10 protein-coding genes and 1 tRNA gene are annotated in these 13,593 nt (G+C 23.9%); 4 read left to right on the top strand and 7 right to left on the bottom strand.

The window, feature by feature from the left end; all coding sequences use genetic code 4:
* Positions 1-885: 885 nt before the first annotated feature.
* Positions 886-3,243 carry a DUF2779 domain-containing protein gene (locus N9R85_RS02250; protein WP_262858406.1) on the top strand — a complete coding sequence of 786 codons (2,358 nt, stop codon included), beginning with the start codon at positions 886-888 and terminating at the stop codon, positions 3,241-3,243.
* Positions 3,244-3,421: 178 nt separating this feature from the next.
* A tRNA-Ser gene (locus N9R85_RS02245) sits at positions 3,422-3,512 on the top strand.
* Between the two features lie 126 nt (positions 3,513-3,638).
* Here N9R85_RS02245 and gap read toward each other — a convergent pair.
* From gap to dnaE, 7 genes are all read right to left on the bottom strand, one after another.
* On the bottom strand, positions 3,639-4,634 hold the full coding sequence (gene gap, locus N9R85_RS02240; RefSeq protein WP_262858405.1) for a type I glyceraldehyde-3-phosphate dehydrogenase: 996 nt from the start codon (positions 4,632-4,634) through the stop codon (positions 3,639-3,641).
* 159 nt (positions 4,635-4,793) lie between these two features.
* Positions 4,794-5,645 carry a methionyl-tRNA formyltransferase gene (gene fmt / locus N9R85_RS02235; RefSeq protein ID WP_262858404.1) on the bottom strand — a complete coding sequence of 284 codons (852 nt, stop codon included), beginning with the start codon at positions 5,643-5,645 and terminating at the stop codon, positions 4,794-4,796.
* Entirely contained in the window at positions 5,645-6,580 is a 936-nt protein-coding gene (locus tag N9R85_RS02230; protein WP_262858403.1) for a hypothetical protein, read from the bottom strand. Before N9R85_RS02230 ends, fmt begins: the two co-directional genes overlap by 1 nt.
* Positions 6,573-7,553, bottom strand: coding sequence for a hypothetical protein (locus tag N9R85_RS02225; RefSeq protein WP_262858402.1), 981 nt, complete (start codon positions 7,551-7,553; stop codon positions 6,573-6,575). The genes N9R85_RS02230 and N9R85_RS02225 overlap by 8 nt, the downstream gene beginning before the upstream one ends.
* A 42-nt stretch (positions 7,554-7,595) precedes the next feature.
* Complete coding sequence (locus tag N9R85_RS02220; protein ID WP_262858401.1) at positions 7,596-8,162, bottom strand: dephospho-CoA kinase; 567 nt, start codon at positions 8,160-8,162, stop codon at positions 7,596-7,598.
* A complete protein-coding gene (locus N9R85_RS02215) occupies positions 8,140-9,024 on the bottom strand; it encodes a 5'-3' exonuclease (protein ID WP_262858400.1) in 885 nt (294 codons plus the stop codon). Before N9R85_RS02215 ends, N9R85_RS02220 begins: the two co-directional genes overlap by 23 nt.
* Positions 9,014-11,986: a DNA polymerase III subunit alpha gene (gene dnaE / locus N9R85_RS02210; RefSeq protein WP_262858399.1), complete on the bottom strand. Its 2,973-nt coding sequence runs from the start codon at positions 11,984-11,986 to the stop codon at positions 9,014-9,016. Before dnaE ends, N9R85_RS02215 begins: the two co-directional genes overlap by 11 nt.
* A gap of 148 nt (positions 11,987-12,134) precedes the next feature.
* On the opposite strand from dnaE, the gene N9R85_RS02205 reads away from it, so the two are divergent.
* Together N9R85_RS02205 and N9R85_RS02200 are read left to right on the top strand one after the other, a co-directional pair.
* Positions 12,135-12,521, top strand: a complete 387-nt coding sequence (locus tag N9R85_RS02205; protein ID WP_262858398.1) for a hypothetical protein — start codon at positions 12,135-12,137, stop codon at positions 12,519-12,521.
* 263 nt (positions 12,522-12,784) lie between these two features.
* Positions 12,785-13,531, top strand: a complete 747-nt coding sequence (locus N9R85_RS02200) for a hypothetical protein (RefSeq protein ID WP_262858397.1) — start codon at positions 12,785-12,787, stop codon at positions 13,529-13,531.
* The last annotated feature ends 62 nt before the right edge of the window (positions 13,532-13,593 follow it).

Raw genomic sequence — 13,593 nt, 5'->3', positions numbered from 1 at the left:
TGCTGTTTTAAAATCGGTTTGATCAATAATTTTGCAATATTTAACTTTTTGTTCAAATGTAAAATGTTTGGACATAAAAATAACACTCCTTTATTTTGGAGTGTCAAATTTTTTTCACCTAACTTACTCCAGTAATAATAAAGTGTTATTTTATAACAAAGAATTTAAATTTGAATAAAAAATTAGATATTAAAAAATCATTCATCGGTTTGATTTTAATTCCAAAACCGTTTAAATAGTAAATATAAAAAAATACATAAAAACAATTAAAAACAAATACTATTTATTGGTACTCAAAAACAGACACGATTGTAAACCAAAATTTATAATAAGCAAAACAACTAATAATGCAATAATATTATTAAAAGTTATATTAAAAAATCAGAACTCTAAATACTTCTATAATTATCATGGTATAGAATAGACCAATTTAATGTGAAAACTACCTAGGAAAAAATAATTCAATTGATATATTTGTTAAAGACAACTCGCTAGAAAATTACACTTTAGAATATTTATTTGTAAACCTCAAAATAGAGAAAGATGATTAAGTAATTTTAATAAACTAAATTATTTAGGTATTTATAATAAAATAAATAAATATTCTATTTAATATAATTGCAAAAGATTGTTATAAGAAGTAATACGAAACTCTTGACGAACCAATAAAAATCGATATTCATTTTGCATGAGAAACTTTGTTACCTTAACTTACTTTTTTAAAAAGTAAAAAAATCTTAATTTCATTACTAAACTAAGTAATATTTATTTTTATAAATTATTTGCTATTTAGATTATAATAAAAAACAAAAAGCACAATAATAAGTGTTGTACATAACACTTCATTTTAAGTATATATACTCAAAAATTTATTTAAGGAGAAAAGTGAAGACAATTAAAGTAACTTGAAATATTTTCAAAAAAACATTTGGATTAAATCCTGCTTTAATATGGGAAAGAAAAAAATTAGTTGATTTTATTAATAGCAAATTTAATAACAATCAAAATTATGATTTTTCAAAAGATTTAGAAGAAGATAATGAAGAAAACAGTACTTTGTTTGAATACTATAATTTTGAAGAGGAAGATATAGATTTACACGATTTTAGTAATTTATCATTCGAAGTTTCGAATGAAGAAAATGACTATATAAAAGTATTTAAAGATAATTATAATAGATATAATAATGATGGAATTTTGTTCTACTTAAAAAAATATAATTTAAAAAATCCAAAATACATTAGGACAAAAAATAATATCGAAGTTAAGATAAATGATACATTAAACGCTATTAAAGACCCCGATGTTGACGCAGTTGCAAATGGTACTATCGGATATAAATTAGTAGATGGAAATAAAACTTTTATTTTTAGTCTTCCATTTTTAATTTTTGATAAAAAGAATAAAAAATTAGTTCTTACAAGTTATGCAAAAACTAATTTTGAATTATATTATAAATTCTTTTATGCTGATAATTTATTTAAGAAAAATAACATAGTATTAAGTGATATGTCTAGTATTTTGATAAATCCTTACACAAAATTTAAGAAAGAAATAAAAAAAGGTAAAATAGAATTTTACGAATCTTTTGCAGCATCTCCTTCAAATAAAGTCAATAAACCTAAAACAAAAGAAAATGTTCCTGAATACTACAAAGACTTTTTACCTTTAATATCTAAAACCGGCGATAATTTATTATTTGTTAATAATAAATACGATAAAAATAATTCGTTAAACACATTTTTTAAGGCATCTAAAAATATGATTTTTCCTAAAAAAAATATTACATTGGATTGAAAAATAATGGCTAAAACAGTTATTCCTTTTGATAAATTAACCGAATATAAAGAAAATGGCCTAAATATACCGTTCAAAAATCCGAAAAGTTCAAAAAAAGAGAATGATACAATTTTTAGTGTAGAAAAATATGATTTTTACGAAAAAATAATAAAAAAATCATACCAAGATTTTGAAAACATTAATTTAGATGCGATTTTATATTTTTTACAATATAACGACCAAAAAGAAAAAATTAATGCAATACAAAAATGATTAAGCGGAAGTTTAAGTAGTTATAACTCTAATGCCGAAAATATTTATTTTGACGATTTATTAGATATCAATAAAGATGAAAAATATGCAATTTTTAGAGCCCTAACAAAAGACAATTTTGAACGTATTTCCTTATCTTATTATAGTAAACAATCTAAAAATCATATACCAAGTATAAATATTGAAAATATAAATTTTAAGAATTCTGATAACTTTTTCAAAATTGCTGCACTTAATAAAATAAAACAGTTACATAAAAAAGACGCTAAAATATGTTGGTATGACTATGAAGGGTTTTCTGAATTATATCCACCAATGAACAATGTTCCTTCATATAACCAAATTGTTAACCAAGTTTCAATAATTATTACTCAAAATGGAAACGAAATAAAAAAGAAAAATATTGTGTGTGATACTAAATATTTTAAACTTATCGACTTAGTTAAAATGATTAATGAAATCTATGATGATGAATACGAATATTATGTCGTTTATAACAAAGCTTACGAAAATACAAGAAATAAAGAAATAGGAGAATTAGTTAATAAAGCATTTAAAAATAACGATATTGAGTTTATTGAAGAGTTTAATAAATTATACGAAGATAAATATGAATTTATTAAAAAAATAAGTAAGATAAACAACAATACAATCGATCTTTTAGACTGTTTTAAACATACTAAACTTGATAATAAAGAAATTAATGATTATTTCACTTACACAGAAAATGATAATGATATTATAGTTTCTCAAGAAAAGAATTTAAACGAAGAAAATAATCAGAATATTTCAGATAAATCAAGAATACATATCAAATTTTTAAATTACTTTTCATCAATAAAAGGAATTGAAAAATATATTAACAAAATGAATTTTGATTTAAAATCTAAAATAACACCATATTCTGAACTTGTAATTCAAAAAGGTACTATGGCTATGGAAGTAGCAATTTTAAGACATGTTAATGCTATTTCTGATAATGTTTGAGAGCAAGAGGTAGTACCTGAATTGAAAAAATATTGCGAAAATGATGTAAGAGCAATGATTATGGTTTATGAGTTTATAATGTTTTTATTTAGAAAAAGATTTCCTGAAATTGACCAATTTGAATACAAATTAATCGATGTAGAAGGCGAAGACAACTATTATTCATATAATTCAGGAAAACTAGTTTATGGATTAAAAAAATAAAAACTTAATGTTATATTAACAATAAAATAGGTTAAAGCCTATTTTTATTATTTTTATCTTTACTATTTGTACTTTTATTTTAAAGTAATCGACCTACTTTTATTTTATACTCTTATAAAAAATCTAATTTAGTATTTAATTAATTGTTTTATATGATATAATAATATTACATTTTGATGGAACAGTACTCAAGAGGCTGAAGAGGCGGTCCTGCTAAGACTGTAGGGGAGGCAACTCCCGCGGAGGTTCGAATCCTCTCTGTTCCGCCATTTTTTTATACTTTTTTTGTTTTGAATATTATTCAAAACTTTTTTATTTCTTTTATTCTTATCACTTTTTTATTTAAAAAAATCAAAGCAAGCTAATGCTTTGATTTTTTATAAATTATTTAATCATTATAATTTAGCAAAGTAAACTACTGTTCTAACTAATTGAGAAACGTATGACATTTCATTATCATATCATGAGAATAATTTGTATACATTACCTTCTGAAGTTTTTTGAACTTGTGTTAATAATGAATCGAAAATTGATCCGTGTGTTTCACCAACGATATCTGATGAAACAATTGGGTTTGTTTCATATTTAAATGATTCACTTTCAGCTTCTTTCATAGCTGCGTTTACTTCTTCTAATGTAGGTTGTTTTTCTAATCTAACTGTTAAGTCAACGATTGAACCTGTTAAAACAGGAACACGAATTGCTGAACCGTCTAATTTACCTGCTGCTTCAGGAACTACTAATCCAATAGCTTTAGCTGCTCCTGTTGTTGTAGGAACCATGTTTGATGCTGCTGCACGTGCTCTACGTAAGTCACGGTGTGGAGCATCTTGTAATCTTTGGTCTCCTGTGTAAGCGTGAACTGTTGTCATTAATCCTGAAACGATTCCAAATTTATCTGATAATACTTTTGTTAAAGGTGCTAAACAGTTTGTTGTACATGAAGCTGCTGAAATTAATTTGTCATCTGCATTTAAAATGTCGTGGTTAACATTGTAAACAACTGTTTTAACATCTGAATCAGATGGTGCAGAAACAACAACTTTTTTAGCTCCAGCTTTTAAGTGTTTTTCGGCACCTTCACGTTTTGTAAAGAAACCTGTTGATTCAACAACAACATCGATTCCTAATTCACCTCATGGTAAGTTTTCTGGATCTCTTTCGGCGAATACTTTAATTTCTCTACCATCAACTACAATAGCACCTTCTTTTGCTTGAACTTCTGCATTTAACGCTCTAAATGCTGTATCATATTTTAGTAAGTGTGCTAATGTTTTAGCATCTGTTAAGTCGTTAACCGCAACAACTTGTACATCTGATTGTGATTCTAATAATCTACGGAAGAATAATCTACCAATTCTACCGAAACCATTAATTGCTACTTTTTTCATTTTATCCTTTCAAAGTGTTTTATTTTTATATAAGAACATAACTTATTCGTTATGTTTTAATAATTATAAACTTTTTTAACTTTTTATTTTATTTTTTTTAAAAAATTTCTTTTTTAAAAACATTTTAAAAAAAGTTATAAAAAATGAAAAAACATCTTTTTATGATATTTTTTCAAGTAAATTAACTCTTTTTTTAGATTCGAACTGATAATCAGTTGCGTACAAATTGCCATTTTTAAATTTTAAAATTAAAGAATTATTATGTTTTTTACTCTTGTGAGCATAAAAAATTTTTACTCGTCTTCCGTTAATTAAGATATATGCTCCGGGATTTGAACTAAATGATCTTATTTTATTAAAAGCGTCTTCCGCCGTTAACGACGAATCTAAATGTGCGTCTTCTTTCAATAATTTTGGAGACAATATGACTAAATTGTCATCTTGTTTTTCGGCTACAAAATCATTTTTTTCAAATTTAACTAACCAATCTACAATTTGTTCTTGTGCTAATAAACTTATTTTTTCAAATAACGTGTCTGATGTGTCCAATTCTGAAATATCGATTTTGGCTTTAAAAATAATATCTCCTGCATCCATTATTTTGCTCATGTATATTAAACTAATTCCGGTTTCTTTATCTCCATTTAAAAGAGAGTATTGAATCGGAGCAGCACCTCTATATTTAGGCAAAAGAGAGCCATGGATATTAATAGAACCTAATTTAGCAATTTTTAATATACTTTCTGGAATGTATTGACCAAAAGCACATGTTAAAAAAACATCATAATCTAAACTCTTTAAGTCTTGTTCAATATCTTTGATTTTAATTGGTTGAAATAGTTTAATATTATACTTATTCGCAAGTAGTTTTGTTGGCGTAGGAGTTACTAAATTACCCCTTTTATTAGGTTTATCGGGTTGCGAAACTATAGCAACAACATTAAAATTATTAATAATTTTCTCAAAAATAGGTACTGAAAAATTTGGCGTTCCTGCTAAAACTATTTTCATTATTTATCCTCCAAATACTTATCATCAACTCACAAACATTTTGGTTCTGATAATAACTTCATTGTCTTTATAATTTTTGCTGCTAACGGTTTCAATTTTTTTGTATTTTTTGAATTTGAATTAGAAATTATATAGGCATCATCTTTAAAAATATATTTGTGTAAAAAAGACAAACTGAAATAAGATCCAAAATATATTTTTTTATTATCTGATAGTCTGTTTGAAATTATACTTAAAAACACTCTTTCTAAAAATCAAGAAGATAATGCTTTTAATCCGATTTCATCAATAATTAAATATTCAATTTGACTAAGTTCATAAATTAAATTATTAATAATTTCATTTGAATTTTCTTTTTTTAAACTATTTTTAACATAATCGTCCAATAAATTTATATCAATATAAGCAACATTAAAATTTTTTTGGGCAATTAAATTTACATAAGAACTTAAAAATTCTTGTCTAACACTATCTACATCACCATAAACATAAAAATTCTCAAAAAACTTATTTTTATCTTTTTTAAGATTCTTTAAAAACTCTCAAACCGGATTACCTTTTTTTATTTGGGTTATACTAGTAGAAATTATATCTGTGGTAGGTTTAGAGATTTCCGTAAATGCAATATTTTCTTTCATTATATAATTTTTTGTAATTGAATTTTTAGAAAAAGTAGAATAAAATTCTAATTTTCCATTTTGATTTCTTTTTACTTGAATAATAAAAAATACATCCTTAGATGAATTATTTTTTCGCATTATAGAAAAATCATTTCTATTTTCAATTATTTCTTGATCTGAAATATTATACTTATCTAAGTATTTAATTAATTCAGAATCGCTTTTTATAGAATCGATGAATGTTTTTTCATCAACAACAAAATTAGAATCAGAAAAATTAATTTTAGAACCAAATATTTTTAATTTACTATTCATTTCTACCTTGAACATTGTTCTTTAAAACTATAAACTCGTCATATATTGATCTTAATTTACTATTATTAAACATTTTGCCAATTAAATATTCTTCAGCTTCATAATAATCATTAATATTTTGTGTTTCTAATTCTTTAATTAAAGTATTAACATACTTTGTTCAAGAATCTGTTTTACGAGCTTTACGACCAATAAACATTGCTAAATTTAAAACTTTATAATCCGCAACTTTATTAGTTCAAAGTGAAATTAATTCATTATCAACCATAGATAATGAAATTTTATTAATTTGCGAATAAAATTCATCTGGCTTAAGGTTTATTATTGCATCATATGTATTTGTATAAATAACACTACCCGCTTGAAGAGGTATTTTAATATGTTGGTTTTTAGTCATTACTCTTAATTCGTTTGTTGTATATTCTTTTTTACCAACATTTGTATAATGTTGTTTAATATTATTTTTAGAATTTGATTCATTAGGGTTAAACATATCAAAGAAATTTGTTGTAACGTCTTCATAATTAGAATCGTCAATAACGCTGATTTTATGTTTTTTAGTACTTATTAAGTAATTTAAGTTAGATAAGCCAATATTATCTTTTATTAAATTAGAAATATATTCATTATTTATAATCCCATTATAATCAAGTGGCTTTTGTAAATCAAAAATAGAAATAGCTTTAGAATTGTCGTTATACAAATTAATTAAACCTACTGCTTCTAATTTTTTACGAGCAACATTTAAACTATCTATATTCATATTTAAATATAAACTTAAGAGACTAAATGGAAATTCGACCTTACGTCAATTAGATTCTTTAACAAGATCTAATAAATATTCATATAAGTAAACTGCTTCAGCACCCAAAAAAGGTCCGTAAAAAAGTCTAAGATTTTCACGATCCTCATTGCTAATAATAGTTGTTTTACTTATTTCAAAATTATCATAGTCTAAATTTACTTTTTCCATTGTGTCCTCCTAAAATTTAGTAGCCTTATTATTTTATAATTATTATTGAGTTTTTACTAATATTTTTTTAATTTTTTTAGTTATATCTTGATTATCATTATAGATATCCACAAATATTAAGTTTTTATTTTTTCTTTTTAAATCTATTATATAGTCGTTTTTTTTATTTAATCAATCTACGAGCGTGTTTTCCACAACAAATTTATTTTTTCTATGAATAACCACAACATATTTTAACAATTCTGAAAAATCAATTCTTTCAGAATCTAAAACGGGCATTTCAATAAAATCATAGTTATTATTTAACAAATGTTCATAAATGTAAGGATAAATAATATTTTCAATTTTATATATATTATTAAAATCCTTTAGTATCCACTCTTTTAACAATTGTTTACTAATGATTTGCTCTTTGATTATAAAATCGCCAATTTGTTCTTTCATTTCGTAGATTAACTTATTATTAGTTTTATATAAATTAGAAACATAGTCATCTAAAATTAATGTACTATATCCCATTTTTTTCAACTCTTGTATTATAGTGGTTTTACCTGATCCAATTTGACCACAAATAGCTACAGGTTTATTAAAAGTGTTTTCTAAGTTCATTTATAACTACACTTAGTTCCAATTCCATTAATATGTCCATGGCATTATTATAATTTAGTTGGAATTTATAAAACTCTAAATTTGTTTCAAAATTTTCGACATCACAATTTAATATTGATAAATTATATGACATTAAACCGGCTTCATAGCCATTATTCAATTTATTTTTAACACTTTTAGTTAGATCATTGTTATTTTCTAAATTTTTATATATATTTTCAAAATTGTTGTATTTTTCAAGCAAACTAATAGCAGTTTTTTCACCGATTCCAAATACACCAGGTAGATTATCAGAAGAATCACCTTTTAATCCTTTGTATGAAGTTAATTGATTTGGTAAAAATTTGAAAATTTGAAAAAAATTATCTTTATTAATTTCTTTATAATTAGTTTTATCTTTACGAAGAATTGTTACATTTTCATCTACGAGTTGTAATAAGTCGTTATCTGCTGAAAAAACATATTTTTTTCCATCAACTTTGGAACAATATGTTGCAATTAAATCGTCCGCTTCATCTCCCAATTTTTCTTGTCAAGCAACATTCAGACCGCTCAATATTCTTTTAATTCAATCAAATTGAAGGTAAAGTATATCAGGAGCCTTAGTTCTTCCTGATTTATATTCTGAAAAAATTTCATGTCTTTTTGTTGGGCCTTTGGCGTCGAAAGCAACAAAAAGACTATCAGGTCTTACAAACTTAATTAGTTTTAAAAATTGCATCATAAAAGCTTGAATTGCGTTGGTAGGAACACCAAAAGAATTGCTTAAAACTAAACTACCTTCACCTCTATATGTTGCATAAAAAGATTGGAACATTAAATAATTCCCATCAATTACTAAACTCTTTTTATTATTCTCCATAAATCTCCTCATAATTTAATATATTGTAAAATCTATTATCTTTTTTAGAAATTAATACTCTTATTTTTCTTCTTGTATCTAAATTTATTAAATTTCTTATTTTGCTATTAAATCCGTTCGCTGTTACAGTTGTTGAAAAGTCACTTATTTTCAAACTAGTTTGTCTTTCGTTTTTAAATCCAACCTTTACACTAATAAGTTCAACTTCTAATCATATTTTTTCTTCCTCAACATTAGCTAAACAAGCTACATTATGATCTATTTGTTTATTATGAACTTTATGATAAGAAGTATTGTAACTGTTACCCAATAGTTTGATCTCTAATTCTTTTTGTTCTTTTAAATCATTCGATTCAATAGGTAGATTTTTAATATAGATCTCCAAATTTAACTCTTTTATAAAATCTAATAGATATGAGTTATATTCTTCTTGGCTAATATTATTTCTTTTTATTCTAAGTGCTAAATCAGAATAAAAAGTTTTAGCTATATTAGTTCAAGAAAGAAGAGTATTTATATTATTAAATTCTCTCATTGATCCAGATTTAATTAAAAGATCTATATTAGACTCACTTAAACCATGCATTCTCATTCTTAAATATGCTTCGATAAAATTGTTATAAAAACCATTAATACTACGTTCGTAAACAATTTTATCGATTGCAACCTTACCAAGACCTTTAATCATTAAAAGTGGTAAAAAAATGGAATTATTATGAATATTAGCATCATCACTAGAATAATTTATTGATGGTGTTTCAATGTTTATATTACATAAAAAAGCTTCGTCTGAATATTTTTTGATAGCATCTAAATCGCCGCTACTCTCACTAAGTAGAACTTTAAAAAATAACATAGGAAATCTTGCCTTATAATATGCTAATTTATAAGCAATTAAAGCATATGCAACAGCGTGCGATTTATTAAATCCGTAGTTAGCAAACTTTTCTATATTAAAGTATATTTTTTTTAAAATTTCAAAATTAATATTATTTCTTATACCACCTTCGAAAAACATTTTTCTGTAGGCATGTAATTTTGACTCATCTTTTTTAGAAATTGCTCTTCTTAATAAATCAGCTTGCGCAAACGAAAGTCCCGATATCTTTTGAACTATTTCCATAATTTGCTCTTGGTAAACAATTATTCCAAAAGTAGATTTCACTATTCAATCATAAATTGGATGTATTTTTTCTATTAAATATGGATTGTTTTTATTTTTAGCATAAATTGGTATGTATTCAAGAGGTCCAGGTCTAAATAACGAGATAATAGCGTAAATATCATCGAAACTATCAATTCTAACATCCTTAATTGTTTTTTTCATCCCTGGAGATTCTAATTGGAAAATACCGTTTGTATTCAAGGAATTTAATAAATTAAAAGTGATTTTATCATTAAATAATGAAACATTATCCTCTAAAATTGAATCAAAATGATTTTCAGGTTCTAGATTTTTTTCTATATTATTAATAAAAGTTAAGTTTTTTAGACCTAAAAAATCTATTTTTATTAATCCATATTTTTCTAAATTATCAAGTGTCATTTCAACTTGCTGTAAAGTTTGCTGATTTTTGCGAACAGGGACAACATTATATAACGGTTGATTACAAATTATTAAACCTGCAGGATGTACTCCTGTTTGTCTTGGTAATCCTTCAATTCTAGAAGCTAAATTATGTAATTGAGGATATTTATCAGCTCAAACTTTATATTTTTTATTACTTTCATAATTCTCAATTAAATTTGAAAATTTTGAACTTATAGAGGCTGAGATTTTATCAATTTCATCTTTTGGGATTATAACCTCATTATGATTAATAAATCTTGCAGTATCACGAATAGAATTTTTAGAAGCTAAGGTTTGAAATGTCGAAATAAAAGAAACATTTTCTTCACCATATTTATTTTTCACGTATTCAAAAACTTCATCACGTCTTGTATCTTGTATATCGATATCTATATCAGGTAACGTAACACGTTCAACATTTAAAAAACGCTCAAATAATAAATTAAACTCTAAAGGGTTAACTGAAGTAATTTCTAATAAGTAAGAAATTAATGAACCTGAAGCACTACCACGTCCAGGGCCTATTTCAATACCTTGTTTACGTGCAAAACTAAGAGCGTCTTGAATTATTAAAAAATAGTTTATGAATCCCAATTGTTTAATTACATTAAATTCATAATTTATCCTATCATTAACTATTTTTGTATCATATTCTTTTATTATTTTTTTATACCTTTTTCCAAAAATTAATTTCTTAAAAATTTCGATATTATCATCAGAAAAATTAGCTAATTTAATTTCACTATTTGGTTTAGTTATATTAATGCTTTCTACAATATTAAGCATTTGATCATAAACTTCTTGATCTAATTCTTCAAATTCGTTATCTAAAAAATAATCATCGTATATCTTATTAACAACATCATTATTTGGATTAATAAAATTAAGAAGGGGCAATAATTGATTATCTTCTTTATGTAAAATTCTTTTTGTAGGTGCATAAACTACTTTTCTATTATTAATATTCTTCTTAGAATTAAAGTAAAAATTATTAGGTAATTTGCTTAAAAATATTTCTTTTGCAACCATACCTAGTTCAAAATGATCGATTACAAATAAATCATTGCTCTCAAAATCAAAAAGTGATAAATTATCACCTTTTGATTTTTTATAAATTAATTTTTGAATAAGCTTTAATCCTTGATTATTTTTTGCTAAAACAATTATTGTAAAGTTCTCATTTAGATAGAATTCGGAACCAATTATAGGTTTAAAATCATATTTTTCTTGAAAATTTCAATAATATTGAAGCCCGAATAAATTTTCTTTATCTGTTAAGGGAATATACTTAATATTCTTTTCTTTCGCGAGTTCTAAAAGTTCTTGAACTCTTATGGTAGAACTTAAAAATGAATATTCTGTATTTGTGTGTAGATATATTTTTTCTCTCATATATTAATTTTATATTTTTAATTAATAAATAAAAATATTTAATATTTTTTTAGAAAAAATTATTAAAAAAATATTATAAAGTAGCGAATAAATAATTCATTTTAAAATAATTTTAAGTGCCAAAAAATTTATGAAATATAATTTTTCTATGAAAAAAGTAAAAAATAAAATTTTATTGTTTGTTTTTGTAAATGTTAGCACATTACCAACTGTTGCAATTTCTTGTTCTCAAACACTAAACAAAGAAAATAATGACCAAGATGTAAAAGATACTAACTCCAAAAAAACAATAAGTAATGAAAAACAAAATCAAAGTTCAAATCATGAAAATAGCGAAACTAATAAAACTCCCAAAACAAATGATTCACAAAAAGATAATACAACAAATATTACTAATAAATCTAGTTTAGACTTAAATAATTTAAAAATAGTCGCTACGGATAATATTTCTCAAATATGAAATGCCGAAGATAGAATGGATAATATAAATAAAAATAATTGAGACTCTGAAATCAAAGCAGGTTGATCCCTTTAAAATAAATGTGTAATTGTGAAATAATACGTTAAACCTATTTTGTTTTCAAACCCTCAAATAATTTTAGAATCATTAATGTTCCTGATGGATATAAAACAGAAATAATTTCAATAGACAAAATAAAAGGAAATTCTAAATATAGTGACAAAATACAAATAAATTACACGTTAATTAATACAAATTCTAATGAAAAAGGAACTCAAGAGATCTTTTATTATAGACCTTGAGATTTAAAAACAAATTATACTAGACCTCATTCTGGTTTGGTAGAAGGTAATAACGAAGAAAAGGTAATGCCTGAATTTAAAATTAATGAATTTGAAAATTTTATTTCAGGAATTAGTTTTCAAATAGAAAAAAGTTTTTTCGATGAAAAACCAAACTTAATCATCTTCAATAAAGAACAATTAATTAATAATATATATAATTTTATTAATAGCAATTTTATCAACGGAGATGAATCAGAAAAAAACTTTTTCGAAAATAATCCAGATGAATGAAAAAACAATTTTATCTCACAAAAATATAATAAAAAATATTTATTAGATCAAGTAAAAACACAAATAAAATGAGGAGAGAAAATTAATCCATTCAAAATGATTGATAGTTCAAAATTTTTAGAAATAGAAATCAACGACCTAAACGAAATGTTAGTTAATAGATTTGATATAAAAACTACTTTTTATAAATTAAAATCAAATGATGAAGATATTTTTTATTTAATCCCTTCATTTGATTTTGTAGATAAATGAACAAACCAAAAAATAATCGATGTTGTGAATGTATATAATCAATTCTTTTATAATAACGATGATGTTAGTTGATTTTCGGTAGAAAAATTAAATAATTATTTTAATAAAATAGCAACAGAGTCAAATCAAAAATGAGATGATGATAGAATTAGCAGCCAAATTCAAATCGTTAACGGAATAAATTTTACAACAATGAATAATATATATGAAGAAATAATGAATGACTTAATTAATAAAGTTAAAAATATTTCAAAATAAAATAAAATCATCTCTCTGTTAAAAGGAGATGATTTTAAAAAAATCCCAAAGGGGATTTTTCG

It is taken from the genome of Mycoplasma sp. CSL7503-lung (assembly GCF_025515455.1).
GTDB lineage: Bacteria > Bacillota_I > Bacilli_A > Mycoplasmatales > Metamycoplasmataceae > Mycoplasmopsis.
The sequence above is the reverse complement of the archived record's forward strand: the minus strand, read 5'-3'. Positions and strand labels throughout refer to the sequence as shown.